Genomic DNA, 26,873 nt, shown 5'->3' on the forward strand with positions numbered 1-26,873 from the left:
TACGCGTACGGTTCGGGGCGTGACCTCGGACGTTCTCCTCGTCGGCTGCGGCGACCTCGGCGCCGCCGTCGGCCTCCGGCTCGTCGAGCGCGGGCACGACGTGCTCGCGCTGCGGCGCAACGCCGACCGCGTGCCGCCGCCCCTGCGCGGGCTGTCCGTCGACCTGACGCGCGAGACGCCGGTCCTCCCCGACCTCCGCGCGCGCCTCCTGGTGGTCGCGCTGACGGCGCGGCCACGGACGGAGGAGGCCTACCGATCGACGTACGTCGAGGGCATGCGCCGCGCCCTCGACGCCCTCGCCGACGCCGGACCGCTGCCCGAGCGGGCCGTGCTCATCTCCTCGACCGCCGTCAATGCCAGCACCGACCGGCCGGGGCTCAGCGACGAGACGACGCCCGCCGGGCCCAAGGACGGACCGGGCCGGATGCTGCTGGCGGCCGAGGAGCTCTTCGCCGAGCGCCTGCCCGGCGGCACGGTGCTCCGCCTCTCCGGCCTGTACGGCGGTGGCAGCACGCGGCTCCTCGACCAGGTGCGCGAGGGACGGATCGAGGACCCGCACCGCTGGACCAACCGCATCCACCGGGAGGACGCGGCAGCAGCCGTCGTGCACCTGCTGACGCGGCCCGAGCAGCCGGAGAGCCTCTACCTCGGCACTGACGACGAGCCCGCCCAGCTCGGCGACGTCGCCGCCTTCCTCGCCACCCGGATGGGCGCTTCCGCACCCCCGCCAGCCGACCCCGAGCAGGGTCACGGCAAGCGTCTCTCCAACGCCCGGCTCCGGGCGACGGGATGGCGCCCGACCCGGCCGAGCTTCCGCGAGGGCTATGGCGATCCGGGCCCCGCAGCGCGGTCCTGAGCACTACCCCAGGGCGACTAGAATCCTTGTGTGAACGACGCCCACGTCCTTGCGTACTACGCAGATGACCCCACCCGGAGCTACCAGCTGATCCAGTGGCTGGAGGTGCTCGAGGTCCTGCACGAGCGCCACCCGGTGGCCGTCGTGGTGCGCAACCCCGACGTCGCGACGTTGCTGGCCGAGCGGACGGCGCTGCCGATCCTGCTCGCCCCGTCCTTCGCCGAGCTGACCGAGCTCTATGCCTCGCTCGACGCGAAGGTCGTCCTCTACTGCAACAACTCCTCGCTCAACTTCAACTCGCTCGTCGACGGCACCAAGCTGCACGTCCACATCAACCACGGCGAGAGCGACAAGCAGTCGATGGCGAGCAACAACGCCAAGGCCTACGACCGTGTCTTCGTCGCCGGCCAGGCCGCCGTGCAGCGCCACCTCGACGGCCTGCTCGAGCTCGACACCAGCCGCCTCGTGCGGATCGGGCGGCCCCAGCTGGACCTGCGTCCCGCTCCCCTGCTCGCGCCGACCCACCGCCGTACCGTCCTCTATGCGCCCACGTGGGAGGGCGACGCGGACTACAACGACTACACCTCCGTCGACTCGATCGGCCCCGAGGTCGTGCGCCAGGTCCTCGCCGTCCCGGACGTGCGCGTCGTCTACAAGCCGCACCCCAAGGTCACCACGAGTCTGGCGCCCGCCATCCAGTCCGGGCACCTCGCGATCCTGACGGCGATCGCCGAGGCCGCCGAGCGCGAGCCCGACGCCGGCCACACGACCGTGCTGACCGGCAACATCCTCGCGGTCATGCCCGACTGCGACGCAATGGTGACCGACGTGTCATCGGTCGGCCTCGACTGGCTCTACCTCTGCACCGACAAGCCGATCCTGATCACCGACCGCCACCAGGACGCCGCGCGCTTCCGCGACGAGGTGCCGGTGAGCCACTGTGCCGACGTGGTCGACGAGTCGAACGTGGGCGACCTGGCCGAGCTGCTGACCGCGCGGCTCGAGCACGACGAGCTCCACCTCGACCGGCGGGCGATGCGGCACTTCTACTTCGACGACATCCAGGTCGGCGACAGCACCACCCGCTTCCTCGACGCCGTGACCGAGCTCGTGCGCCTGCGTGACCGGCTCGTGCACGCCAAGCTGCACGGCGACGCCATCACCGCCTGAGCGGTCCTCAGCCCTGGGGCAGCCCGGCGCCGTTGCGCTGGAAGTCGAGCAGCCGCTCGTTCTCGTAGCCGATGCGCGCTGCCGTGTCCTCGAGCTCGCGGAACATCTCCTTGAGGGTGCGGATCCCCCCGGGCGACTGCCGGGCGACGGCGCCGGCGAGGGTGAGCGCGGTGGCCTCCGCCTCGTCCTCGGGTGCCGTGTGCTGGACCAGCCCGATCGACGCGGCCTCGGCGGCACCGACCGCCCGGCCGGTGTAGATGAGCTCCTTCGCCCGGGACAGGCCGATGAGCTGGGTCAGGCGCGCGGGCCCGACGGGCACGCCGAGGCGGCTCCCCGCCCAGGCGAGCTTGAGGTTGTCGCCGGCGACGCGCAGGTCGCAGCCCGCGACGATCTCGGCGCCAGCACCGACGCAGTTGCCGACGCACACCGCGATGCTCGGCACCGGCAGCTCGTCGAGGAGGCGGTAGAGCTCGGCGAAGGCCACCATCCGGGCCACGCCCCCCGCCGCGTCCAGCGGCTCGCTCACATCGGCGCCGGCGCAGAAGGCGGTGGTCGAGGTGGTCGAGAGGACGACCGCGCGCAGGCTCACGTCCGCGGCGAGCTCGACCAGCGCCTCGTTGAGGAGGTGCAGGGTCGCGGTGTCGAGGGCGTTGCGCTTGTCGGGTCGGTTGATCCGCACCAGCTCGACGCCGTCCTCACGACGCTCTCGCAGGAGGCTGGACCGGGTGGGCGACGCGCTCGACTGGGACACGCCGGAGGACACTACAGAGGCCGCTCGGGGAGGATGTTGCCATGACTCACCTGTTGAGCGACCTGCGCGCCGCCATCGGCGACGCGCACGTGCTGACGGACCCGGCCGACCTCTCGCCGTACGCCGCCGACTGGCGTGGCGCCTATCGCGGGACGCCCCTCGCGGTGGTGCGGCCGGCGTCGACGTCCGAGGTGGCGGAGGTCGTGCGGCTCGCGCACGCGGCCGGGGTCGCGATCGTGCCGCAGGGCGGCAACACCGGCATGTGCGGCGGGGCGATCCCGAGCGGCGACGGCTCGCAGCTCGTCCTCTCCCTCGGCCGGCTCCGACAGGTCCGCGAGGTCGACGCCGCGGGCGGCACGATCACCGTCGAGGCGGGCGTGATCCTGGCCGACGTCCAGGCCGCGGCCCAGGCCGTCGACCGCCTCTTCCCGCTCTCGCTCGGCGCCGAGGGCAGCTGCACGGTCGGCGGCAACATCGCGACCAACGCCGGCGGCACCGCGGTGCTGCGCTACGGCATGATGCGCTCGCTGGTGCTCGGGCTCGAGGTCGTGCTGCCGGACGGGCGCGTGTGGGACGGGCTGCGCTCGCTGCGCAAGGACAACACCGGCTATGACCTGACCCAGCTCTTCATCGGCGCCGAGGGCACCCTCGGCATCGTCACCGCCGCCGTCCTGACGCTGCACCCCGCGACGCCCGCCCGCGCGACCGCGTGGGTCGCGCTCCCCTCCGTCGCCGCGGCGGCGACCCTGCTCCCGCTGTTGCGTGAGTACGCCGCCGAGCGGCTCACCACCTGGGAGCTGGTCTCGCGCCCGGCGCTCGAGCTGGTGCTGGCCGCCGGTCTCGCGGACCCGCTGGCGAGCGACGCCGAGTGGTTCGGCCTGATCGAGATCGCGGGCCCCGCGGGTGCGAGTGTCGACGACGACCTGGAACGGGCGCTGGCCGCCGCCGTCGAGGCCGGCCTGGTGCTCGACGCCGCGGTCGCCGGCTCGCCCGCGCAGCGGTCGGGGCTCTGGGCCCTGCGCGAGCGGGTCTCCGAGGCCCAGGAGTCGCTCGGCCCGACGATCAAGCACGATGTCTCGGTGCCGATCACCTCGCTCGACGACCTCGTCGCGCGCCTCGGGCCGGCGCTGGAGAGCGCCCTGCCCGGGATCCGGCCGATCGTCTACGGCCACGTCGGCGACGGCAACCTGCACTACAACCTCAGCCGTCCGGCTTCCCTCTCAGGCGACCATTTCGTCGCTCAGGCCGCGATGTTGTCGACGATCGTGCACGACTGCACCGTCGAGCTCGGCGGCTCCATCAGCGCCGAGCACGGCCTCGGCTCCGGGAAGGCGGCCGCCGCAGCGGCGTACAAGAGTGACGTCGAGGTCGACCTGATGCGCGCGGTCAAGAACGCGCTCGACCCCGCCGGGCTGATGAATCCCGGCAAGGTGCTGGCCCCGGACTGAGCCTCAGCGACCGACGACGGCGTAGTCGTCGGCGTCGAACTTCGCGCGGCGCTTGTACTCGAGGCCGAGCCCCGGCCAGTTGGTGGTGATCCGGCCGTTGGCGTTGCGGTACCACGACGAGCAGGCCGACCAGACGCTGTTGGCGAGGCGGCCTTGGAGCTTGTCGTCGAACTCCTGGTCGACCTCCGGCTTGACCGTGAGCGGCCCGCCGGCGACGTCGAGGTGGTCGACGAACTCGCGCACGTAGGTCGCCTGCACCTCCAGGAAGAAGACGATCGAGCCGCCACCGGTGTTGGTGTTGGGGCCATACATCATCAGCAGGTTGGGGAAGCCCGGCACCGTGAGCCCGCAGTAGGCGCGGGCGCCCTCGTGCCACTGCTCGTGCAGGTCCTGCCCGCCGACCCCGGTGATCGCCATCGGCGACAGGAACTCGGTCGAGCGGAAGCCGGTGCCGTAGATGACCACGTCGGCCTCGTGCAGCTCGCCGTCGGTCGTGCGGACACCGTCGGGAGTGATCTCGGCGATGCCGGTGGTGATCACGTCGACGTTGGGCTTCGCGAGCGCCGGGAGGTAGTCGCTGGAGAACAGGATCCGCTTGCAGCCGACCGGATAGGAGGGCCACACCTTCTCGAAGAGCCCGGGCACCGGCTTGGTCTGCTTGGCCATGTGCCGGCGGCTCATCCGGTGGATCAGCGCCGAGAGCGGCTTGCTGTAGAGGAAGGCCGTGCTCAGGCCTTCCATGACGGCATACCAACCAGCGCGCTCGGCCAGCTGCGTCGCCGGCACCCGCTCGAAGAGCTTGTGGTGCCCGCCATGGAACTCGGTGTCCGGCCTCGGCAGGAGGTACGGCGCCGTGCGCTGGAACATGTCGAGGTGGGCCACCTCCCGCTGGATCTCGGGGACGAACTGGATCGCGCTGGCGCCGGTCCCGATCACCGCGACCCGCTTGCCGGTGAGGTCGACGGAGTGGTCCCACTCCGCGGAGTGGAAGCTCGGCCCGGCGAAGGTCTCCCGCCCCTCGATCTCCGGCCAGGAGGGCCGGGAGAGCTGGCCCACGGCGGCGACCAGCACGTCGAGCTCCACCGACTCGCCGCCCGCCAGGGTGACGGTCCAGGTGTTCTTCGTGTCGTCGAAGGCGGCCGAGGAGACCTCGACGCCGAAGCGGACGTGGCGACGCACGTCGTAGGTGTCCGCGGCCTGCTTGAGGTAGTCGAGGATCGCCGGCTGCTGGGAGAAGCGACGCGGCCAGCGGGGGTTGGGCTCGAAGGAGAACGAGTAGAACGGTGACGGGACGTCGCACGCCGCACCGGGATAGGTGTTCTCGCGCCAGACGCCACCGACCTCGTCCGCCTTCTCGAACACCACGATGTCGTCGTGTCCTGCCTTCTTCAGCTCGATCGCGGCCGCGAGCCCGCCGAAGCCGGCGCCGATGATGCCGATGCGTGTCATGGCGGAACTTTCCCACGCCGCTGGGCCAGCGCACTACGAGTTGTCCACGGGCGAGGTGGCCGGCCTCCCAGCCCAGCCACCCCGCCCATGGAGCCCGCGGTCACCGGGCCGCGGCGACGACCCTGATGAGCACCGGGCAGCGAGAAGGCAGCCTCATCGGCTCCCCTCCCAGGGAATTCACCGTCGGGCCTCCCGAGCCGCGCTTACGGTCGCGTAACCGTAAATGGTCCCGCGCCTGTGCGCCAGCCCCTGGCCCGGGAAATGGGAGGAATCTTCCCCCGGGACGTCCGACGAAGTGATCCCCTCATCCGCTTTGAGCAGCGAGCCAGGTGGCGAAGTCCGGACCGGCGATGACCGCGTCCGGCCCAGGCAGGCAGGCGCCGTTCGCCATCGCCACACTCTCGACCGCGGTCTCCACCGTCACCGCCTCGCCACGGTGTACGGCGACCTGCCGGACGAGGTCGGCCAGGTCCTCCGGCTTCGGCCCGGCGAGCTCGACGCGCGGGCGCGGCTCGGTCCCGTCAGCCAGCGCCACCAGCAGTCGGGCGATCTCCTCGACGGCGACGGGCTGCGTCTTCATCTCCGGCAGTGTCACGACATCGCCCTGCCTGTTCCAGTCGAGCATCTGGCCTGGGAAGTTGAGGAACTGAGCAGCCCGCAGGATGTGCGGATCGGGCGCGTGTGCGGCGACCGCCTGCTCCTGCGCCAGCTTTGCGGCGTAGTAGCCGTAGTCGAGCATCTGGTCGACGCCGATGATGGACAGGGCGACCGCGCGGGGCACGCCCGCCGCGGTGGCCGCCTCGCCGAGGTTGCGGGCGACAGTCGTGAAGAACTCAGTGGCCACGCTCTCGTCGAGGGACGGGCTCTGAGTGACGTCGATGACGGCCTCGGCACCGGCGAGACGTTCGGCCAGGCCGTCAGGAACGGTGAGGTCGACGCCGCTCTCGCGAGCTAGCTCGACGATGTCATGACCGGCAGCCTTGGCTGCGGCGACGACGTTGCGGCCGACGAGTCCCGTCGAACCGGCGATGGCGATGCGCATGGTGCTCTCCTCTGCTCAAACCCGGACAACTCTTGTCCGAGTCATAGCAGCATACTCAGACAAACTATGTCCGGATATAGTCCGGTGCCATGAAGATGTCTGCGGGCGTGGAGTGGTCCCTGCACTGCTGCACCGCGCTGAGCACGTCGGCCAGGCCGGTGCCGGTCACCAAGCTGGCCGAGCTGCACGGCGTCTCCCAGACGTATCTCGCCAAGCACATGCAGGCGCTGTCGCGAGCCGGCCTCATCCACGCGGTCGAGGGGCGCGACGGCGGCTATCTCCTGTCGCGACCCGGCGCGGAGATCTCGGTCTACGACGTCGTCCAGGCGGTCGACGGTCCCGAGCCGGCGTTCCGGTGCACCGAGATCCGCCAGCAGGGACCACTGCCGGCGACCGGTGAGGCGTGCAAGGTGCCCTGCGGCATCGCGAAGGTCATGGCCGCGGCGGAGACCGCGTGGCGCGACTCGTTGCAGGCCGTCACCCTGGCCGACCTCGCAGCGACGCTCGACTCGACCTCACCGGGTGCCTGGGACGCCGTACGCCACTGGCTCTCGGGGACGAGATTCGACGCACCATGAGACCGCCCCCGCTCCTCGGCATCGGGGGCCGAGGAACGGGGGCGGTGGCTCAGGACAGATGACTCAGATCGTCGAGCAGTTCGACGTCACGGGGACGCCTGCGAACCGATCCTCGAGGAACTTCAGCGCGGTCGGGTAGTAGTCGAACGCGCCACCGATGTGCCCGGGCAGGATGCCCTTGCGGAAGGTGACGTTGGCGCCCTGCGCACACCAACGCTGGGCGGTGCCCAGCCCCGCGCCGTACGGGACGACGTCATCGGTGCCCGAGTGGAAGACCAGCGTCGGCACCGACGGCTTGCGACCGTTGCCGATGAGCTGCTCGCCGATGATCTGGTTCCACTCCGGGTCGCGCAGCATCGTCGGCACCGAGCGCCCGTCGAGGGTGAGGGTGGACGACTGGATGAAGGCGTGCGTCAGCACGGTCTCGATCACGCACTCCTCCTTGAGCTCCGCGATCAGCGCGCGGCCCTTGGTGTTGAGGAACGAGTTGAGGTCGACGCCGTAGGAGCCCTCGCCCACACCGGCCAGGGCATAGCCCAGGAAGCCGACCGTCAGGGTGCCGTCGAGCTTGTCGGCCGTGGCCAGCAGGTCGCCGGGCACGCCGCCGGTGGCGACACCGGCGATCGTGAGCTCAGGGGCGTAGGCCGAGGCGATCTCGGCAGCCGCGGCGGCAGCCCCACCACCCTGCGAGTAGCCGGTGAGCCCGATCGGCGTCGAGGTGGTCAGCCCGGTGTTCGGCACGTTGAGCGCAGCGCGGACCGAGTCGAGGACCGCGCGGCCCTGGACCTCACGGCTCATGTAGGTGTGCACGCCCGGGGTGCCGAGGCCCTGGTAGTCGGTGAGGACGACGGCAAAGCCCTTGGCCAGCAGGCCGGCGATGAAGAGGTTCTCGTACTCCAGGCCGCCACCGTCGGACAGTCGCGACGGAGCACAGGTGTCACCGAGCCCCTGGGTGCCGACGGCGTAAGCGATCAGCGGACGAGGACCGGTGCCGGACCATGCCTTGTTGGGCACGACGAGCTGGCCGGTGACGGGGATCTGCGTGTTGGTGCGGTCGCTCGAGGTGTACATCATGCGGGTCACCGCGGCGTCGACCGGGACGACCTTGAGGGGCGTCACCCAGAACTGCGACGGCTCGGTGCGCACGAGCTTGCCCATGCCCGCCGGCAGCGTGGCCGGGGGCGTGTAGAACGCAGCGCCGGTCGCGCCGTCGCCGCACACGAGGCGGGCGTCGGCGAGGTCGGCGTGGTCGTAGTCAGAGCCGTCGCCGATGTTGTCGATCAGGATGTCGAGGCGATTGGCGCCCGCAGTGTTCACGGACAGCGACTTGGTGGCGGTGCCGTTGTACATCGCGCCCGTGTCGGCGGCCTCGACCCCGTCGGCGAAGATCCGGAACCGGACCGATCCCAGCCAACCCTGCGAGTCGTCGACGCCCACCTTCGCGGTGAAGGCCGAGCACTGCCCGCCCAGGTTGTAGCTGATGAAGGCTCCGGCGTGGGCGCCGAGCCCCTTGGCGTAGGTCACTCCGTTGAGCTTCAAGGCCGGCCCGTCGCCGGCAGCCGTCCCGCCGTTGGCGCGATCGCGCTCGACCGGGCCCCAGCCGTTGGTGGGCACGCCCAGGAAGGGCCAGTCACTGGCGTAGACCGACGAGCTGGGCGGAGCAGGCAGCGTCGTCGGGGCGGCGACACCGTCGCCCGAGCAGCGGAACTTCGCGCTGGCCCAGTCGGCGTGGTCGGCGTCCGCACCACCCTCGGCCTGGGAGACGAGCAGGTCGACGGTCTGGGCGCCGTCGATGCTGGCGTAGATCGTCTTCACGTCGGACGAGCCGGTCAGCGTGGCGGTCTGCGCGACCTGGACGCCGTCGGCGACGACGGCGAACACGACGCTGCCCTTCGTCCCGGCCTCGTCGTCGATGCCGACCTCGGACTGGAAGAACTCGCAGTCGCCGCCCACGTCGAAGCGGATGGCGGAGTCGGCGTGGACCCCGATGCCCTTGGTGTGGCTCTTGCCGTCGACCCAGATGGTGCGGCCGTCGGTGGCGCCCTGCTCGCCGTTGGAGCGGTCACGCTGGGCGGGACCCCAGCCGTTCGTCTCCGAGACGAACGGCAGGTCGGAGGCCCACACCTCGCCTGTGAGGGGCGTCGGCTCGACGCCGGAGGAAGCTGTGACCGGGGCCAGGGTCGCCGCGACGACCACGACTCCGGACAGCACTGAGACGCGCGAGAACAGACTCATAGATTCCCTTTCAGGGTGCATGAGTGGGTGACCCCCCGACCGCCCACGATTACGGTTACGTCACCGTAGTGGCGTGGGTCACACCCCGCTAGACCTTCCGCCACATTTTTGTGGCGACGGTCACACCCCTCTGTCCCCGCTCAGCCCAGGACGAGCCCGTCCTCACCGACGTCGACCGTGACCGTGCCACCGTCGGTGACCTCGCCGCCGATCAGCAGCCGCGCGAGCGGGTCGCCGATGGCGGACTGGATCAGGCGCCGCAGCGGGCGGGCGCCGTACGCCGGGTCGTAGCCGGTCTCCGCGAGCCAGGCGCGGGCCGCGTCGGTGACGTGGATCGAGATCCGGCGCACCGCGAGCCGCTGCTCGAGCAGCGCGAGCTGGAGGTCGACGATGTGCGCGAGGTCGTCCTTGGTGAGCGCGTCGAACATGACGATCTCGTCGAGCCGGTTGAGGAACTCCGGCTTGAAGGACGAGCGCACGACGCCCATCACCGCCTCGTGCTTGGCCTCGGGCGCGAGCGTCGGGTCGACCAGGAACTGCGAACCGAGGTTGCTGGTCAGGATCAGGATCGTGTTGCGGAAGTCGACCGTCCGCCCCTGGCCGTCGGTGAGGCGCCCGTCGTCGAGCACCTGCAGCAGGATGTCGAAGACCTCCGGGTGCGCCTTCTCCACCTCGTCGAGCAGCACCACGCTGTAGGGCCGCCGGCGGACCGCCTCGGTGAGCTGGCCGCCCTCGTCGTAGCCGACGTAGCCGGGAGGAGCGCCGACGAGCCGGCTCACGCTGTGCTTCTCGGAGTACTCGCTCATGTCGATGCGGACGATCGCCCGCTCGTCGTCGAAGAGGAAGTCGGCCAGCGACTTGGCCAGCTCGGTCTTGCCGGTGCCGGTCGGGCCCAGGAAGAGGAACGACCCCGTCGGACGGTTCGGGTCCGCGATGCCGGCTCGCGATCGCCGTACGGCATCACTGACTGCTTGTACGGCGTCGTGCTGGCCGATCAGGCGCGCGCCGATCACCGACTCCATCTCGAGCAGCTTGGCGGTCTCGCCCTGCAGCAGCCGACCGGTGGGGATGCCGGTCCAGGCCTCCACCACATCGGCGATCTGCTCGGCACCGACCTCGTCGCCGACGAGCTTCTCGGTGACCGCCTCCTCCGTCACCTCAGCGTTGGCGATCTGCTTCTCCAGCGCGGGGATCGACTCGTAGTTGATCTTGCTGGCGCCGGCGAGGTCACCCTCGCGCAGCAGCTTGTCGGCCTCGATCCGCAGCGCGTCGAGCTGGCGGCGCAGCTCACCCTCGCCCTCGAGCGTCGACTTCTCCCGCTCCCAGCGGGCCTCGAGCCCGCGCAGCTCCTCCTCCTTGTCGGCGAGGTCGGCCTTGAGCACCGCGAGCCGTTCGACGGACGCGTCGTCCGACTCCTTGGCGAGCGCGAACTCCTCCATCTTCAGCCGGTCGACCTGGCGGCGGAGCTGGTCGATCTCCTCCGGGCTCGACTCGTGCTCCATCCGCAGCCGCGACGAGGCCTCGTCGATCAGGTCGATCGCCTTGTCGGGCAGCTGGCGGCCGGTGATGTAGCGGTCGCTGAGCGTGGCGGCCGCGACGAGCGCGGCGTCGGTGATGCGCACACCGTGGTGGGCTTCGTACTTCTCCTGGATGCCGCGCAGGATCTGGATCGTGTCCTCGACGCTCGGCTCACCGACGAAGACCTGCTGGAAACGGCGCTCCAGCGCGGGGTCCTTCTCGATCCGCTCGCGGTATTCGTCGAGCGTGGTCGCGCCGATCATGTGCAGCTCGCCGCGCGCGAGCATCGGCTTGAGCATGTTGCCGGCGTCCATCGCGGAGTCGCCGCCGGCGCCCGCGCCGACGACGGTGTGCAGCTCGTCGATGAAGGTGATGACCTGCCCGCCGGCGTCCTTGATCTCCTCGAGCACGGCCTTGAGCCGCTCCTCGAACTCGCCGCGGTACTTCGCACCCGCGACCATCGCCGCCAGGTCGAGGCTGAGCAGCCGCCGACCCTTGAGCGAGTCGGGCACGTCGCCGTCGACGATGCGCTGCGCGAGCCCCTCGACGACGGCGGTCTTGCCGACGCCGGGCTCGCCGATGAGCACCGGGTTGTTCTTCGTCCGCCTGCTGAGGACCTGGATGACGCGCCGGATCTCGGCGTCGCGGCCGATGACGGGGTCGAGCCGTCCGTCCTGCGCCGCGCGCGTCAGGTCGATCGAGAACTTCTCGAGGCTCTCGTACGTCGACTCCGCATCCGGGCTCGTGACGCGCCGGTTGCCACGGATGGCCGTGAGGCCCTCGCGCAGCCCGGCCTCGGTGAGGCCGGCGTCGGTGAGGATCTTGCGGGCCGTCGACTCGACCGTGGCGAGCGCGATGAAGAGGTGCTCGGTCGCGACGAAGTCGTCCTTCATGCTGCCCGCGAGGTCGATCGCGCTGGCCAGGACGCGGGTCAGCGCCGCGCTCGCGGCGGGCTGCTGCACGGTGGCGCCGCTCGCCTTGGGCAGGGCGCCCAGGGCCTGCTCGGCCTGCGCGGTCAGGACGGCGGCGTCGAGGCCGGCCTTGGTGATGAGGTTGCGGGCCGTGCCGTCCTCCTGGCGCAGCAGCGCGACCAGCAGGTGGATCGGCTCGGTCTGGGTGTTGCCGGCGGTGGTGGCGGACAGCTGCGCGGCCTCGATGACCTCGCGGCTGCGGGTGGTGAACTTCTCGGCGCCGAACTGGCTCAACTCTGCTCCTCCATCGAGTCATGGTCGACCACTGGTCGATCACTGGTGGACCACTGTGGTGCACCGCCGGTTCAACGCGCCAGAAGTTGAGTCGATTCCCCTCAACTTCGCCGAATGTCGGTGTGCCGTGCCATCGTGCCCGCACAGCCGTGAGGAGACAGATGTACGACGACAAGCTGGCCCGGATCCGCAAGCTGCTCGCGCAGGCGGAGGACCCCGCAGCGACCACCGCCGAAGCGGAGGCGTTCAACGCCAAGGCCGCCGAGCTGATGGCGCGCCACGGTGTCGACGCCGCCCTGCTCGCGGCCGCCGACCCGGGTCGCGAGGTGGTCGGCGACCTGACCGTCGAGCTGCTGGCGCCGTACGCCTATGAGAAGGGCACGCTCGGCGCGGCCGTCGCACGCGGCCTGCGCTGCAGTGCCGTCCTGCGCAAGCAGCGCGGTGGTGGCGAGACCGCCCACTCGCTGCACCTGTTCGGCCACACGACCGACCTGGTGCTGGCCGAGATGCTCCTGACCAGCCTGATGGTGCAGGGCACCGGCGAGCTCACCCGCCGACCGGTGCCGCCCGGCGAGCACCCCGCGGCCTACCGGCGCACCTGGTGGCTGGGCTTCGCCTCCGCGATCGGTCGCCGCCTGGAGGAGGCCGAGGCGGCAGCCGCCCGCGACTCGGAGGCCGACTTCGCCGCGGTCGGCACGTCCGCGGCACTGGTGCTGGCCGACCGGGCGACCCTCGCCGAGCGCTCCGCGGCCGACGCCTACCCCCGACTGCGCACCGCCCGGCCGCGCTACCTCTCCGGCGGCGGCATCGCCGACGGCCACGCTGCCGGTGAGCGGGCCGACCTCGGCCGCGCCACCCGCGTCCGCGCCGCCGATCGCAAGCGGCTCGGCTGATCGGTCAGGGCTTCGCTGCGCTCGACCGGCGCTGGAGCTCCACCGTCATCGCGATCATGCCGTCGATCATCCGGTCGCGGTCGAGCTCGGTCGGGGTGATGAGCTGCCCGAGCACGAAGCGCACCACCAGCTCGGCGCTCACCTCGGTGGCGTCGCGGTCGAGATCGGGCCACCTCTCCAGCATCATCTCGACCACCCGCCGGCGGACCGGCTTGATGATCGCGTGGGTCTGCACGGTGAGCAGGGGGATCAGGCCGTCGGTCGACCCGGCCTGCGCGTCCTTCACCATCCGGCCCAGGATGCGGTGCCCGGCCATCTCGTCGAGCAGCCACACGAGGGAGGAGCGCATCGCCTCGTCATAGCGCTCGGCACCCGACATCCGTCCCTCGATCCCCGCGAGGAAGCGGGACACCTCGCGCTCGAACAGGGCCGTCACGAGGTCGTCCTTGGAACCGAACTCGTTGTAGATCGTCTGCCGGCTGACACCCACCTCGTCGGCGAGGTCGACCATCCGCACCTGGGTCCAGGAGACCTCAGCCGCGCGGGACCAGGCGGCGTCGAGGATCGAGGAGCGCAACAGGCTGTGCACGCGCTCGCGGAACAGGCCCCCGGTCCGCGCCTCAGTCGGCTCTCTCATGGCGCAATCGTGACACGCGGAAGTGGCTCAGGAAGAACCGATCAGCCCTGGCTGACGATGCGCTCGGCCGCCGGCTCGTCTCGCGATCACGCCTCGGGCTTGGGGTGATCGGGGAGGTCGGTCGCGTCGTCCTGGTCGACGAGGACGGCACGACAGAAGTCCTCGCCGAACGGCGTGAGGTTGATCGAGCGACGCAGGACCTTGGCGTGCCGCACGGACTTCATCGCCTCGATCACGTCGGGCTGGGCCTCGAGCACCTGGTACTCCATCGGGTCCCTGACCAGCTCGCGGGAGAACCACACCATCCCGAGCCGGAACAGGTTGTGCAGGTAGGACGGGACCTGGTCGACGTAGCGACAGCCCGCCCGGGGCCCGATCATCGTCAGGCCGGGCTTGACCAGCGTCGAGCTGACCATGCCGACGGCCCCACCGGTGCGTACGTCGACGCTGGGCTGCGGCCCGCCACGCATCAGCAGCACGAGCACCCGCGCCTCGTCGGGGGCCAGCTCCTCGAGGATGCGTGCGTAGGCGGGGTGGGCGGCGTCGGTGCGCCAGACGTCGCGGCTGCGCTCGAGCAGCTCGGTGCCGCGCTCGCGCAGGCTGGGCACGCGGCGCAGCATCCGCTCCCCCGCGTCCTGCAGGGGCGTGGTCCGCTGCTGGCCCGGTGCCAGCACGGGGTCGGCCAGCTCCCCGAACGAGTCGCCGATCTGGGCGAGGATCTCCGGGAGCGGGGCGCCCGCGGAGAGCGCCCGCGTGACGTCGGAGACGAGGTGGGCGGTCTTGCCGACGTCCTTGACGAGGGCCTGCGCCTCCTCCCGGTCGGTGGTGGCGCGAGCCAGCCGGCCGGCGACCCTGGCCGAGGTCATCAGGCCCCACTCGGTGCCGTGCAGCCAGGTCGACGCCGCGAGTCGGGCCAGCCCCGGCACGTCGGTCATCCCGGGTCCGATCGGCTCGGGGACGTGCACCGGCCCGTCGTCGTCGCTGTTGTCGAGCTCGATCGTCATCCGCCACCCACTCCAAAGATCGCCAAGTGCACCAGCCCACCAGCAAAGCCCATGATGGCGCCATGGGCGTAGAGCATCCACTCGTCCTCCTTGAAGGCCGAGCGCATCATCTCCACGAACTCCTCGGGCGGCAGGGCCTTGGTGCGCTCGGAGAACAGCTGCTGGATCCGCACGCCCTGCTGGCGGCTGAACTCCGGGTCGCGGAACGGGCGGACGGTCTGCAGCATCGCCTCCTCGGCGAAGGAGTCCTTGATGTTGTCGTAGGACCGGCGCCCGATCGCGATCCGGGCGGCCGCCCGCAGTGGGCCGGCGGCCTTGTCGATCGCCGGGCCGAGGGCACCGACGAGCATCTGCCGGGTGCGATCACCGCGCGGACCGTCGAGCAGGAAGTCGCCGATGCGCTCGAGGGTGACGACCTCGTCGGCGATCAGCCGCGCATAGATCTCCGCAGCCTCGTCCTGACGGCGCAGGAAGAGCCCGTGGAAGCGGAAGCCGAAGTAGCGCTTCGGCACCAGCGGCTCGAAGATCAGCCACATGCCGAGCTTGTTGGTGATCCACCCGACCAGGATGCCGAGCACGGGCAGCAGCCACGCCTGGTGGAACCAGTGGTCGGCGAACGCGACCGGGACACCGAGCAGGAAGCCGAAGATGGCACCGAAGTGGACCATCATCCGCAGCTCGTGGGCGCCGATGTCGCGGAAGACCCGGACGACGAGCTCGGGGTGCTCGCGGAAGTGGTTGATGATCATCAGCTTGGGGTCGAGCAGCTGGTCGATGTGCTCACCGATCTGCCCGGTCACCGACCGCGCCACGGCGGGCAGCTGCAGCTGCACGCGCGAGACGAGGGCGCGCTTGCCGACGGCGGGCAGGTCACGCCAGAGGCTGGGGTGCTCGCGCCGCATGACCGAGTCGACGAGCTCGGGCAGCTCGGGTTCGAAGACCTTGACGATGTGGTCGGCGATCCGGTCGGGCTCGAGCTGCTCGTAGAAGTCGGCGGGCGTGCCGATCTTGGCGATCGCCTTGTCCACCGCGATGCTGCCCATCTTGGCGGCGCGGGCCGGCACGATGCCCTGCCAGCCGATGCCGCCGGTGAGCAGGCCGGGGATCTCCTGGATCTTGTGCGGCGCGCGACGCGTCAGCTCAGCCAGACCGCGAACCCTCACCCCGTGGAAGTGGATCGGGAAGAACAGCATCCACAGCCCGGTGAGGTTGATGAGCCAGCCGATCGCGGCGGTGAACAGCGGGATCGAGGCGAAGGCCAGCCACTCCATCGGCGTGTCGATCCGCTGCAGCGTCCAGTCCACGTGCAGCAACCAGTCCCAGACGTCTGCCACGGTCACAACTCCACTCACGGCCGGGGCCCGGCCTGTCAGGCGCACCCTAGGGCCTCCACACACACGCCACGAGTGACTACGACAATATGGTGTACAAATAGCGCCCATTCGTCAAGCAACGCGGGTGCGGAGCCCCGGACTGCGGGCTTTCCTGACATCGTGGAGGCCATGACCGTCACGATGCATTCCGACGCCTGGCTGGTCGTGATCGATCCGCAGCGCATCTTCGCCTCGCCCGACAGCCCGTGGGGATCGCCGATGTTCACCGACATCCTCGATCCCGTACGGCGCCTCGCGGCCGTCGCAGGCGACCGCACCGTGGTCACCCGCTGGGTGTCCCCCGACCCGGCGCAGGGCAGCTGGGCGCCGTACCTCCAGGCGTGGCCGTTCGCCGACGTGCCGGACGACGACCCGCTCTTCGACGTCGTCGACGAGCTGGCGGACCTGGCGAGGACGGTCGTCACCGCGACCACCTTCGGCAAGTGGGGGCCGACCCTCGCCGAGGTCACCGGGCCGACACCGCGGCTCGTGATCGCGGGCGTCGCCACCGACTGCTGCGTCATCTCCACCGCGCTGGCCGCCGCGGACGCCGGCGCCACCGTGACGATCGTGTCCGACGCGTGCGCCGGCTCGACGCCGGAGAACCACCGGTCGGCGCTGGCCGTGATGGGCCTCTACCCACCGCAGATCACCATCGCGACCACCGCCGAGGTGCTCGCGTGACACGCGTGATCCACACCGGTCAGGCGCTCGTCGACGTCGTGATCGAGGTGCCCGACCTGCCCGAGCGTGGGCAGAACGTGATGGCCACCTCCGTCACCGACTACGCCGGCGGCGCCGTGACGGTGCTGGTCGCGGCCGCGCGGTCGGGTGCCCGGTGCGTGCACGCCGGCGCCCACGGCACGGGACCGCACGGCGACCTCGTGCGGCAGGCGCTCGCGGCGGAGGGGGTCGAGCTGAGCGCGCCGCCGATCAGCGGCCACGACACCGGCATCTGCGTCGTGCTCATCGAGCCGAGTGCCGAGCGCACCTTCGTCACCACCCTCGGCGCCGAGCGCGAGATCACGTCCGAGTCGCTCGCGACGTCGGCGCCGGAGCCCGGGGACCTCGTGTGCGTCACCGGGTTCTCGCTCGCGCTCGAGCAGACCGGCAAGCCGCTCCTGGCCTGGCTGCGCACCCTGGACGCCGGCGTCGTCGTGGTGCTCGACCCGGGCTCGGCCTTCGCCGGCCTCTCGCCGCACGTGCGGACCGAGATGCTCGCCCTCACCGACGTCTGGTCGAGCAACCTGGAGGAGGCTGCCGACATCCTGGGCACGCCCGAGGCCGACGACCTGGCCGCCGTGACTGCCGCGGTCGCCCCGCTCCTGCGCGGGGATGCGATCACGATCGTCCGCGACGGAGCGGCCGGCTGCGCCGTACTCGTCGACGGCGAAGCTGTCCTCGTGCCGGGCTTCCCGCAGACGCCCCTGGACACCAACGGTGCCGGCGACACCCACACGGGAGCCCTGCTGGCCGAGGTGGCCGCGGGCACCCCCTGGGTCGAGGGCTGCCGCCGGGCCAATGCCGCAGCGGCGATCAAGGTGACACGACGCGGCCCCGCGACTGCGCCCACCGCCGCCGAGGTCGACGCGTTCCTGGCGGAGCAGGCGTGAACCTGCCCGTCCTGCAGGCCGACTGCTCGCAGTGCTTCGCGCTGTGCTGCGTGCTGCTGCCCTTCCAGAAGGGCGAGAGCTTCCCGGAGACGAAGCCGAGCGGCGTGCCGTGCCACAACCTCGACGACCGCGACCGCTGCGGGATCCACGCGACCCTGCGCGAGGACGGCTGGTCCGGCTGCGTGGCCTTCGACTGCTTCGGCGCCGGCCAGCAGGTCGCGCAGGTGACCTACGGCGGGGTCTCGTGGCGCGAGGGCGGCAACCTCGGCGAGATGGCGGCGGTGCTCTCGGTGATGCGCCAGCTGCACGAGATGCTCGCGCTGCTCGACGAGGCCGTACGGCGCAGCGCCGGCCCCGCAGGCCCGTGGCTCGAACGCGTCGTGGGCCTGGTCGGCGGCACCCCCGAGGAGCTGCTCGCCCTCGACATCGACCAGCTCCGGCTCGAGGTGGGCGCGGTGCTCGGCGAGGCGAGCCGCGGCGTCCGTGCGCACTGGACCGACGCGCTCGACCTGACCGGTCAGGACCTCGCCGGGCGCGACCTGCGCGAGCTCGACCTGCGTGGCGCAGCGCTGCGCGGGGCGGTGCTCCTCGGCGCCGACCTGCGTGGCTGCGACCTCACCGATGCGGACCTGCTCGGGGCCGACCTCCGCGGCGCCGACGCCCGTGGGGCGGAGCTGTCGGAGGCGCTGTTCCTCACCGTCGCGCAGCGCGCGGTGCTCCGGGTCTGACCCGGGCCGGGCTCAGGGCTGGCGCCAGACCACGACCGACTGGCCGGCGGCCGAGTGGCGCAGCACGGGCAGCGTGTTGGGGTGGACTGCCCCCGCGGCCGCGCGGGCCTGGCGTAGCGCCGCCCGGGTCGCCTCCAGCTCGGCGACGAGGTCCTCGTTGCGGTGGCGCAGGGCGGTGACCTGGTTGTCGAGCTCGAGGATGCGGCGCACGCCCTCGATCCCGGTGCCGTGGGCCGTCAGGTCGGCGATCTCACGCAGCAGCTCGAGGTCGTGGTGGGAGTAGCGCCGGCCGCCGCCCGGCGTGCGCCTGGGCGTGATCAGCCCCATCCGCTCGTAGGCACGCAGGGTCTGCGGGTGCAGCCCGGTGAGCTCGGCCGCCACGCTGATGACGTAGACGGCCGCGTCGGGCGAGGGGGTGCCGAAGGTGTTCACTGGGCGTCCCGGAAGAGCTGATCACGCACCGGCGTCGACGCAGTGGCGGCGCGGTAGGTCGCGAGCGCCTCGCGGGCAGCCTCGTCGAGGGTGGCCGGCACGACGACCGCGATCGTGGCGAGCAGGTCGCCGTGGGTGCCGTCGGGCTTGCGGGCGCCCTTGCCGCGGACACGGAAGGTCCGGCCGTTGGGGGTGCCGGCCGGCACCTTCAACGTGACCGGGGCGCCACCGAGGGTCGGGATCTTGATGTCGCCACCCAGCGCGGCCTCGTCGAACGAGACCGGCACCTCGATGGTGAGGTTGTCGCCCTTGCGTCCGAAGACCGGGTGGCCGGCCACCTTGATCGCGACGATGAGGTCGCCCGCCGGGCCACCGCTCTCGCCCGGGGAGCCCTTGCCACGGAGCCGGATCTTCTGGCCGTCCTTGACCCCGGCCGGGATCCGCGCCTGGACCGTGCGCGCGGAGGTGCCACGACCGGTGCCGTGACAGACCGGGCACGCCTCGTCGTAGACGAGCTGGCGACCGTGGCAGGTCGGGCAGGTCTCATTCATCGAGAACGCACCGCCCACCCCGGCCACGACGTAGCCGGCGCCCTCGCACTCGGGACAGATGTGGGGTCGGGTGCCGGGCTTGCCACCGGTGCCCTTGCAGGTGGGGCAGGCCGCATCCGAGGTCAGGCGCAGCGAGATCGTCGTGCCGTCGAGGGCGTCGACGAACCCGATCGTGGTCGTGGCCTCGAGGTCGGCGCCCTTGCGGGGCCGGGCCTGGCGCTGCTGGCGGGCTCCGCCACCACCGAAGAGGTCGCCGAACATGTCGCCGAAGCCGGCGCCACCGGCCTGGTCGCGCAGCAGGTCGTTGATGTCGAACCCGCCCTGGCCGGCGCCCCCGCGGTTGAAGCCGCCGAAGCCGCCACCGCCTGCGGTGAGCGCGCGGAACTCGTCGTACTTCTTGCGCTTGTCCGCGTCGCCCACGACGTCGTAGGCCTCCGCCACCGACTTGAAGGTGTCGTGCTTCTTGGCGTCGTCGGGGTTGGAGTCGGGGTGGTTGGCGCGCGCGAGCTTGCGGTAGGCCTTCTTGATGTCGTCGGCCGTCGCGTCCTTGCTCACGCCGAGCACGGCGTAGAAGTCCTTGGCAGCCCAGTCGTTGCGGAACCCGTCGTTCTTGTCAGCCATGCGCTCACCTCCTCCTCGTGGGTCGGGTCTGCTGGGACGTCATGGGGACCGGTCGTTCGGACGACCACTCCCCATGACGTTGTGATCGGTCGGTCAGCTCTCGGGCGTCTCGGGGTCGACGACGAGCACCTGCGCGGCGCGCACCACCCGGTCGTTGATCTTGTAGCCGGCCTTGGCCACCACCTTCGCGGTCACCACCTCGACGTCCGGGTCGGTGCCGAGGTGGCTCAGCGCCTCGTGCAGCGTCGGGTCGAACGCCTCGCCCGGCTCGCCGAAGCGGGTCAGGCCGAGCCCGTTCACGATCCGCTCGAGCTGCTCGGCCACGGCCTTGAGGCCGCCCTCGAGCTCACCGTGCTCACGCGCGCGGTCGATCGTGTCGAGCACCTCGACGATCGGCTGCAGGACCTTGTACGTCGCGTTCTCGGCGATCAGGCCACGGTCGCGGTCGACACGGCGCTTGTAGTTGAGGAACTCCGCCTGCAGGCGCTGCAGGTCGGTCGTGCGCTCCGCCAGCTGCTCCTCGACCGACGCGACCTGCTCGACCTCAGCGACGTCCTGGGGCTCGAGCGGACCCCCCTCCTCGAGGAGGTTGTCGATGCCGCTGATCTCCTCGGCGTGCGGGTCGACCGGGGTGTCGGCGCCGGCCGAGGCCGAGGCGCCCTCAGCGGGCACCTCGACCTCGGTCTCGTTCGCCATCTCGGCTGCTTCGTCCCCGAAGGATGAAGTCACTTGGACTCACCCTCGGCGGTCGCACCGTCCGACGAGTCGTCGGCGGGCTCGTCGACGATCTCGGCGTCGACGATGTCGTCGGCCTGGTCGTCGCCAGCACCCTCGGTCGCGTCGCCGGCGTTGTCGGCCTCGGCGGCGGCGTACATCGCGGCGCCCATCTTCTGGCTGGACTCACCGAGCTTGGTGACACCGGCCGTGAGGTCCTCGGCCGAGGCGTCCTCCTTGGCCAGGGTCTCCTTGAGCGCGTCGACGTCGGCCTGGACCTCGGTCTTCACGTCCTCGGGGATCTTCTCGCCGTTCTCGGTGAGGAACTTCTCGGTCGAGTAGACGAGGCTGTCGGCCTGGTTGCGGACCTCGATGGCCTCGCGACGCTTGGCGTCCTCCTCGGCGTACTGCTCGGCCTCCTTGACCATGCGGGCGACCTCGTCCTTGGACAGGGCCGAACCGCCGGAGATCGTCATCGACTGCTCGCGACCGGACGCGTGGTCCTTCGCGGAGACGTGCACGATGCCGTTGGCGTCGATGTCGAAGGTGACCTCGATCTTCGGGATCCCGCGCGGGGCCGGCGGCAGCCCGGTCAGCTCGAAGTTGCCGAGCGGCTGGTTCTGCGACCAGAGCTGGCGCTCGCCCTGGGCGACCTTGATCTCGACCGACGGCTGGTTGTCGTCGGCGGTGGTGAAGATCTCCGAGCGCTTGGTCGGGATCGTGGTGTTGCGCTCGATGAGGTTGGTCATCACGCCGCCCTTGGTCTCGATGCCGAGGGAGAGCGGGGTGACGTCGAGGAGCAGCACGTCCTTGACCTCGCCCTTGAGGACGCCGGCCTGGAGGGCGGCGCCGACGGCGACGACCTCGTCAGGGTTGACGCCCTTGTTGGGCTGCTTGCCGCCGAGCAGCTCGGTGACGAGATCGGAGACGGCCGGCATGCGGGTCGAGCCACCGACGAGCACGACGTGGTCGATCTTGCTGACCTCGACGCCGCCGTCCTTGAGCACCGACTTGAAGGGCTCGCGGGTGCGGTCGAGGAGGTCGGCGGTGAGCTTCTGGAACTCGCTGCGCGTCAGCTTCTCCTCGAAGTGCAGCGGGCCGCCCTCGCCGTGGGTGATGTAGGGCAGGTGGATCGTGGTCTCGCTCGAGGACGACAGCTCGATCTTGGCCTTCTCGGCGGCCTCCTGGAGGCGCTGCTTGGCGATCTTGTCGGCCGCGAGGTCGACGCCGTTGTTGTCCTTGAACTTCTTGACCATCCACTCGACGACCCGGTTGTCCCAGTCGTCGCCACCGAGGTGGTTGTCACCGGAGGTCGCCTTGACCTCGACGACGCCCTCGCCGATCTCGAGCAGGGACACGTCGAACGTGCCGCCACCGAGGTCGAAGACCAGGATCGTCTGGTCGTCGCCCTTGTCGAGGCCGTAGGCCAGCGCGGCCGCGGTCGGCTCGTTGACGATGCGCGAGACGTTGAGGCCCGCGATCTCGCCGGCCTCCTTGGTCGCCTGGCGCTGGGCGTCGGAGAAGTAGGCGGGGACCGTGATGACGGCGTCGGTGACGGTCTCACCGAGGTAGGCCTCGGCGTCGCGCTTCAGCTTCTGCAGGATGAACGCGCTGATCTGCTGGGGCGTGAAGTCCTTGTCGTCGATCTTCTGCTTCCAGTCAGTGCCCATGTGGCGCTTGACGGAGCGGATGGTGCGATCGACGTTGGTGACGGCCTGCCGCTTGGCGACCTCACCGACGAGGACCTCACCGGACTTGGCGAACGCGACCACCGACGGGGTGGTGCGAGCGCCTTCTGCGTTGGCGATGACGGTGGGTTCTCCACCTTCGAGGACGGAGACGACGGAGTTCGTCGTCCCGAGGTCAATGCCGACCGCACGAGCCATGGGGTGTACCTCCTGGGATACCGAGTGTTTTGCGTGTGTTGCGATGTCTGGGTGGTGGCGCAACGCCATCCTGCCGCGACAGCGACGAGTCTGGCAAACAAGTTGAGTCGATTCAACTCAAGTCTGTTCAGGGGCTCCAACGCAGGAGCAGGCGTCCTTGTTCCGGCCCGCGACGACTTTTCCCAACTGCCTGCGCGACCCCGGTCCTGACCGCACACTTCTGGGGTGATCCTGCGAGTCGACGTCCGCCACCTCGCGGTCATGGCGCTCGCCGTACTCCTCGTCACGTCCGTGCTGCTGACCGCGCGGGCCCGCGGAGCGGACGCCGCCCTGTGCGAGCGGCACGCGACCGACGCGGCGGCCCGCGCCCAGCTCCTGACGGGCAGCGGCACCCCGGTCGCGGTCATCGGCGACTCGTGGACCGTCGGCCTGGGGCTGGGCGACCTCGGCGGCTCCTGGCCCAGCGAGCTCGCGGCCCGGGTCACGGTCGCCGGCTTCTCCGGGTCGGGCTTCAGCCGGCGCGCGAGCCACTGCGGCAACCGCGCCTTCGTCACCCGCGTCGCTGCCACCCGGGGCGCCGACCTCGTCGTCGTGGCGGGCGGCCTCAACGACGTCGACCAGCCGACGGCCGACATCCGCGCGGGTTTCCGCTCGCTGATGGACTCCCTCGAGGGTCGTCGCGTCGCCGTCGTCGGACCCGCGTCCGCGCCGTCGCGGGCCGCCGGCGTCGCGCGGGTCGACGCCACGCTGGCCGCGCTGTGCGAGGAGTACGGCGTCGCCTACCTCGACACCAGCGCGTGGGAGCTCTCCTACCTGTCCGACCGGCTGCACCTCACCCGCGCCGGCCACGCGGCGTACGGCAAGCGCGTCGCGAGCGAGCTCGTGGCCCGCGGCCTCCTGGGCTGAGGCCGATCCAGACACTGGCGAGCGCCTGTCCGGAAGTAGGTAACCAGTTACCTACCTGCGCGCTGAAGGCACACGTGACTGAGGGAACGAGTGCTGCTGGTCGGCCTCCGCAACACCGTGCGGGTCACTTCTACATCTTCACGCATTGCACCTTCCTGCATGGCGTTCTCCATAGACCGATGCCCCTTCGCATTGCCAGTTTGTGCAGTGCGCCTGTTACTCCGCAGGTGCATCGGATGGCCGAGATCCGGCCATGAAGGAGAGGAACCCCCGTGACACGCTCACTCGCGAGCACTCCACGACTGGCAGGTCTGGCCGCGCTGGCCCTGTCGGCCGCCACGCTGGCCATCCCGACGACCTCGGTGATGTCGGCCAACGCCGCACAGGACGACACCAGCTCACTGCAGGCCGCCAACGACAGGGCGGCCCAGTGGATCGCCAGGCACGAGGGCCGGGTGAAGCTGTCGGAGGGCGACAAGCTCATCCGCACCGCCACCCTGCAGGGCGGCAACGGCACCGTCTCGGTCGCCTACGAGCGCCTGCACCGGGGCCTGCCCGTCATCGGCGGCGACTTCGTCGTCGTGACCGGTGCCGACGGCGCGGTCCTCAACACCGAGGTGGCCCAGACCGCACCGGTCGACGTCGCCTCCACGCCCCCCGCGCTCGCGCGCGAGCGAGCCGTCGAGATCTCCCGCGCGCAGGTCGACGCGGTCGACAACGTCGAGGCGACCACGCTGGTCATCTGGCAGGACGGCGCCACCAGCCGCCTCGCCTACGAGACCACCGTCTCGGGCCGCGACGCCGGCACGGCCTCGCGCCAGTCGGTGTACGTCGATGCGCAGGACGGATCCGTCCTGGGGACCAAGGAGCACGTGATCCACGGCAGCGGCACCGCCGCCTACAGCGGGCCCAACCCGCTGACCTTCGCCACCAGTGGTTCCGGCAGCAGCTTCACCATGACGGACCCGACGGCGACCACGCTGAAGTGCCAGGACTCGGCCAACAACGTCACCTTCTCGGGCACCGACGACGTGTGGGGCAACGGCATCGCCACGAACAAGGAGACGGGCTGCGTCGACGCGCTCTACGGCGCACAGCAGATGAAGGCGATGATGTCGTCCTGGCTCGGCCGCAACGGCATGAACGGCACCGGCGGCTGGGTGCCGATCCGGGTCGGCCTCAACGACATCAATGCCTACTACGACGGCACGCAGATCCAGATCGGCCACAACCAGTCGAACCAGTGGATCAGCTCCATCGACGTGGTCGCCCACGAGTTCGGCCACGGCGTCGACGACAAGACCCCGGGCGGGATCTCCGGCGGGGGCACCCAGGAGTTCATCGGTGACGCGCTGGCGACGGCCACGGAGTACTACGACGGCCAGACGTCGCCGTACGACTCCCCCGACCACACCATCGGCGAGGAGATCGACCTCGTCGGCCAGGGCCCGATCCGCGACGGCTCCAACCCGGCCAACGCGGGCGACCCGGCCTGCTGGACGACCTCCATCCCCAACGCCGAGGTGCACGCGGCCGCCGGCCCCGGCGACCACTGGTTCTACCTGCTCTCGCGCGGCGGCGTCTCCAAGTGCGACGGCACCACCGTCACCGCGATCGGCGAGCAGTCCGCGATCAAGGTCCTCTACAACGCCATGCTGATGAAGACCTCCACGTCGTCCTACCTGAAGTACCGCACCTGGACGCTGCAGGCGGCCAAGAACCTCGACAGCACCTGCGCCCAGTTCAACGCCGTGAAGACGGCCTGGGACGCGGTCAACGTGCCGGCGCAGACGGCTGACCCGACGTGTGGTGGCACCACGCCACCGCCCACCGGCGGCAACATCCTGCTCAACGGTGGCTTCGAGTCCGGTGCCGCATCGTGGGCCGGCAACACGGGCCTGATCACCACCAGCGCGAGCCGCCCGGCCCGCACCGGTTCCTACAAGGCGTGGTTCGGCGGGAACGGCGCCACGTCGACGGAGAACCTCACCCAGACGGTCACGATCCCGGCGACCGCCACGGCCGCCAATCTGACCTACTGGATCCGCACCGACACGGCCGAGAGCGGCTCGACCGTCTACGACACGATGAAGGTCCAGGTCGTCGTCGGTGGGGTCACCAGCACACTGCGGACGTTCAGCAACGTCGGGACGAATGCGACGTACACGCAGTTCAGCCACAGCCTGCTCAGCCACAAGGGCAAGGCCGTGACGGTGAAGTTCCTGATGAACGAGGACTCGTCGCTGCAGACGAGCTTCGTCGTCGACGACACCGCGGTCAGCGTGAGCTGAACCCTGGGAGGCTGGGGACGGCTGGTTATCTTCGAGTCATGACTTCCGTTCCCAGCCTCCCGCTCCACGACGGCACCTCGATCCCGCAGCTCGGCTTCGGCGTCTACCAAGTGCCGCCGGCCGAGACCGCCGCGACCGTGCTGATGGCCTTCGAGGTCGGCTACCGCCACATCGACACGGCCCAGATGTACGAGAACGAGGAGGGCGTCGGTGCGGCCATCAAGGACTCCGGGCTCGCACGTGACGACCTCTACATCACGACGAAGCTCAACAACGGCTTCCACCTCCCCGACGACGCGCGCCGGTCGCTCGAGGAGTCGCTGAGCCGGCTCGGGCTCGACCAGGTCGACCTCTTCCTCATCCACTGGCCGCTGCCGACGCGCTACGACGGCGACTTCGTCTCCACGTGGGAGACGCTCGTCGCGCTGCAGGAGGAGGGCAAGGCACGCTCGATCGGCGTCTCCAACTTCCAGCCCTCCCACCTCGACGAGATCGTCGCCAAGACCGGCGTCGTCCCCGTCGTCAACCAGGTCGAGGTGCACCCGTTCTTCGCCAACGAGGACGTCCGCGCGGCCAACGCACGCCACGGCGTGGTCACCGAGGCGTGGTCCCCGATCGCGCAGGGCAAGGTCAACGACGACGACGTGATGGGCGAGCTCGCCTCGCTCGTCGGGAAGTCACCCGCCCAGGTCGCCCTGCGCTGGCACCTCCAGCGCGGCGACATCGTCTTCCCCAAGTCGATGCACCGCGAGCGGATGCAGCAGAACTTCGACCTCTTCGACTGGTCGCTGGCCGACACGCACATGGCGGCGATCGACGAGCTCGACGCCGGTTCCGCCGGGCGACTCGGTCCCGACCCCGACCTGTTCGACTACATCCCCCGCTGAGTCGGCGCCAACCTCACGCGCGCGGCGTCGCCGTACGCCTGCACCAGCGGTGTGCGACCGCTGCTGGGCGGACAGGGGGAGGGAG

General features: G+C 70.7%; 23 protein-coding genes. 11 read left to right on the forward strand and 12 right to left on the reverse strand.

Annotation, left to right across the window (positions count from 1 at the left end; translation table 11 throughout):
• Nucleotides 1-19: 19 nt before the first annotated feature.
• Nucleotides 20-856: an NAD-dependent epimerase/dehydratase family protein gene (locus tag CF8_RS16725; RefSeq protein ID WP_010834277.1), complete on the forward strand. Its 837-nt coding sequence runs from the start codon at nt 20-22 to the stop codon at nt 854-856.
• A 30-nt stretch (nt 857-886) separates the two neighbouring features.
• A complete protein-coding gene (locus CF8_RS16730; RefSeq protein ID WP_010834278.1) occupies nt 887-2,026 on the forward strand; it encodes a CDP-glycerol glycerophosphotransferase family protein in 1,140 nt (379 codons plus the stop codon).
• Between the two features lie 7 nt (nt 2,027-2,033).
• On the opposite strand, the gene CF8_RS16735 is transcribed toward CF8_RS16730, so the two are convergent.
• Nucleotides 2,034-2,777, reverse strand: a complete 744-nt coding sequence (locus CF8_RS16735; protein WP_198016871.1) for an enoyl-CoA hydratase/isomerase family protein — start codon at nt 2,775-2,777, stop codon at nt 2,034-2,036.
• Between the two features lie 41 nt (nt 2,778-2,818).
• Here CF8_RS16735 and CF8_RS16740 point away from each other — a divergent pair, with 41 nt between their 5' ends.
• A complete protein-coding gene (locus CF8_RS16740) occupies nt 2,819-4,225 on the forward strand; it encodes an FAD-binding oxidoreductase (protein WP_010834280.1) in 1,407 nt (468 codons plus the stop codon).
• Between the two features lie 3 nt (nt 4,226-4,228).
• On the opposite strand, the gene CF8_RS16745 is transcribed toward CF8_RS16740, so the two are convergent.
• Both CF8_RS16745 and CF8_RS16750 read right to left on the reverse strand, forming a co-directional pair.
• Nucleotides 4,229-5,674, reverse strand: coding sequence for a flavin-containing monooxygenase (locus tag CF8_RS16745; RefSeq protein ID WP_010834281.1), 1,446 nt, complete (start codon nt 5,672-5,674; stop codon nt 4,229-4,231).
• Nucleotides 5,675-5,978: 304 nt separating this feature from the next.
• Nucleotides 5,979-6,716 (reverse strand): SDR family oxidoreductase, encoded by a 738-nt coding sequence (locus CF8_RS16750; protein WP_010834282.1) that lies wholly within the window; start codon nt 6,714-6,716, stop codon nt 5,979-5,981.
• 89 nt (nt 6,717-6,805) lie between these two features.
• On the opposite strand from CF8_RS16750, the gene CF8_RS16755 reads away from it, so the two are divergent.
• The gene (locus tag CF8_RS16755; RefSeq protein ID WP_010834283.1) at nt 6,806-7,294 is read left to right on the forward strand and encodes an RrF2 family transcriptional regulator; all 489 of its coding nucleotides are present in this window, start codon (nt 6,806-6,808) and stop codon (nt 7,292-7,294) included.
• Nucleotides 7,295-7,357: 63 nt separating this feature from the next.
• On the opposite strand, the gene CF8_RS21615 is transcribed toward CF8_RS16755, so the two are convergent.
• Together CF8_RS21615 and clpB are read right to left on the reverse strand one after the other, a co-directional pair.
• Nucleotides 7,358-9,529, reverse strand: coding sequence for an NPCBM/NEW2 domain-containing protein (locus CF8_RS21615; RefSeq protein WP_198016872.1), 2,172 nt, complete (start codon nt 9,527-9,529; stop codon nt 7,358-7,360).
• A 140-nt stretch (nt 9,530-9,669) separates the two neighbouring features.
• Nucleotides 9,670-12,252: an ATP-dependent chaperone ClpB gene (clpB, locus tag CF8_RS16765; protein ID WP_010834285.1), complete on the reverse strand. Its 2,583-nt coding sequence runs from the start codon at nt 12,250-12,252 to the stop codon at nt 9,670-9,672.
• Nucleotides 12,253-12,413: 161 nt separating this feature from the next.
• Between clpB and CF8_RS16770 the strand changes: the two genes are divergently transcribed.
• The gene (locus tag CF8_RS16770; protein ID WP_010834286.1) at nt 12,414-13,145 is read left to right on the forward strand and encodes a DUF2786 domain-containing protein; all 732 of its coding nucleotides are present in this window, start codon (nt 12,414-12,416) and stop codon (nt 13,143-13,145) included.
• A gap of 4 nt (nt 13,146-13,149) precedes the next feature.
• Here CF8_RS16770 and CF8_RS21155 read toward each other — a convergent pair whose 3' ends face one another.
• The 3 genes from CF8_RS21155 to CF8_RS16785 all read right to left on the reverse strand — a co-directional run bounded on the left by CF8_RS21155 (nt 13,150) and on the right by CF8_RS16785 (nt 16,120).
• Nucleotides 13,150-13,782: a TetR/AcrR family transcriptional regulator gene (locus CF8_RS21155; RefSeq protein WP_010834287.1), complete on the reverse strand. Its 633-nt coding sequence runs from the start codon at nt 13,780-13,782 to the stop codon at nt 13,150-13,152.
• An 86-nt stretch (nt 13,783-13,868) separates the two neighbouring features.
• Complete coding sequence (locus CF8_RS22620) at nt 13,869-14,786, reverse strand: Abi-alpha family protein (RefSeq protein ID WP_010834288.1); 918 nt, start codon at nt 14,784-14,786, stop codon at nt 13,869-13,871.
• Nucleotides 14,783-16,120 (reverse strand): DUF445 domain-containing protein, encoded by a 1,338-nt coding sequence (locus CF8_RS16785; protein WP_232211526.1) that lies wholly within the window; start codon nt 16,118-16,120, stop codon nt 14,783-14,785. Before CF8_RS16785 ends, CF8_RS22620 begins: the two co-directional genes overlap by 4 nt.
• Nucleotides 16,121-16,288: 168 nt before the next feature.
• Here CF8_RS16785 and CF8_RS16790 point away from each other — a divergent pair, with 168 nt between their 5' ends.
• From CF8_RS16790 to CF8_RS23275, 3 genes are read left to right on the forward strand one after another with little or no spacing between them, the layout of a single operon-like run.
• Nucleotides 16,289-16,843 carry a cysteine hydrolase family protein gene (locus CF8_RS16790; RefSeq protein WP_084622914.1) on the forward strand — a complete coding sequence of 185 codons (555 nt, stop codon included), beginning with the start codon at nt 16,289-16,291 and terminating at the stop codon, nt 16,841-16,843.
• The gene (locus CF8_RS16795; protein ID WP_036491304.1) at nt 16,840-17,772 is read left to right on the forward strand and encodes a PfkB family carbohydrate kinase; all 933 of its coding nucleotides are present in this window, start codon (nt 16,840-16,842) and stop codon (nt 17,770-17,772) included. Before CF8_RS16790 ends, CF8_RS16795 begins: the two co-directional genes overlap by 4 nt.
• Nucleotides 17,769-18,500, forward strand: a complete 732-nt coding sequence (locus CF8_RS23275) for a pentapeptide repeat-containing protein (protein ID WP_010834292.1) — start codon at nt 17,769-17,771, stop codon at nt 18,498-18,500. The genes CF8_RS16795 and CF8_RS23275 overlap by 4 nt, the downstream gene beginning before the upstream one ends.
• A 12-nt stretch (nt 18,501-18,512) precedes the next feature.
• On the opposite strand, the gene CF8_RS16805 is transcribed toward CF8_RS23275, so the two are convergent.
• The 4 genes from CF8_RS16805 to dnaK all read right to left on the reverse strand — a co-directional run bounded on the left by CF8_RS16805 (nt 18,513) and on the right by dnaK (nt 22,704).
• A complete protein-coding gene (locus tag CF8_RS16805) occupies nt 18,513-18,932 on the reverse strand; it encodes a heat shock protein transcriptional repressor HspR (protein ID WP_010834293.1) in 420 nt (139 codons plus the stop codon).
• Nucleotides 18,929-20,104 (reverse strand): molecular chaperone DnaJ, encoded by a 1,176-nt coding sequence (dnaJ, locus tag CF8_RS16810; protein ID WP_010834294.1) that lies wholly within the window; start codon nt 20,102-20,104, stop codon nt 18,929-18,931. Before dnaJ ends, CF8_RS16805 begins: the two co-directional genes overlap by 4 nt.
• 93 nt (nt 20,105-20,197) lie before the next feature.
• Nucleotides 20,198-20,800: a nucleotide exchange factor GrpE gene (gene grpE / locus CF8_RS16815; protein ID WP_010834295.1), complete on the reverse strand. Its 603-nt coding sequence runs from the start codon at nt 20,798-20,800 to the stop codon at nt 20,198-20,200.
• A gap of 29 nt (nt 20,801-20,829) precedes the next feature.
• Complete coding sequence (gene dnaK, locus CF8_RS16820; RefSeq protein WP_010834296.1) at nt 20,830-22,704, reverse strand: molecular chaperone DnaK; 1,875 nt, start codon at nt 22,702-22,704, stop codon at nt 20,830-20,832.
• A 225-nt stretch (nt 22,705-22,929) separates the two neighbouring features.
• On the opposite strand from dnaK, the gene CF8_RS16825 reads away from it, so the two are divergent.
• The 3 genes from CF8_RS16825 to CF8_RS16835 all read left to right on the forward strand — a co-directional run bounded on the left by CF8_RS16825 (nt 22,930) and on the right by CF8_RS16835 (nt 26,788).
• Entirely contained in the window at nt 22,930-23,610 is a 681-nt protein-coding gene (locus tag CF8_RS16825; protein WP_010834297.1) for an SGNH/GDSL hydrolase family protein, read from the forward strand.
• A gap of 272 nt (nt 23,611-23,882) precedes the next feature.
• Nucleotides 23,883-25,901, forward strand: coding sequence for a M4 family metallopeptidase (locus CF8_RS16830; protein WP_010834298.1), 2,019 nt, complete (start codon nt 23,883-23,885; stop codon nt 25,899-25,901).
• Between the two features lie 38 nt (nt 25,902-25,939).
• Nucleotides 25,940-26,788: an aldo/keto reductase gene (locus tag CF8_RS16835; protein WP_010834299.1), complete on the forward strand. Its 849-nt coding sequence runs from the start codon at nt 25,940-25,942 to the stop codon at nt 26,786-26,788.
• The last annotated feature ends 85 nt before the right edge of the window (nt 26,789-26,873 follow it).

Origin of the sequence: Nocardioides sp. CF8 (assembly GCF_000389985.1) — a bacterium.
Classification (GTDB): domain Bacteria; phylum Actinomycetota; class Actinomycetes; order Propionibacteriales; family Nocardioidaceae; genus Nocardioides; species Nocardioides allogilvus.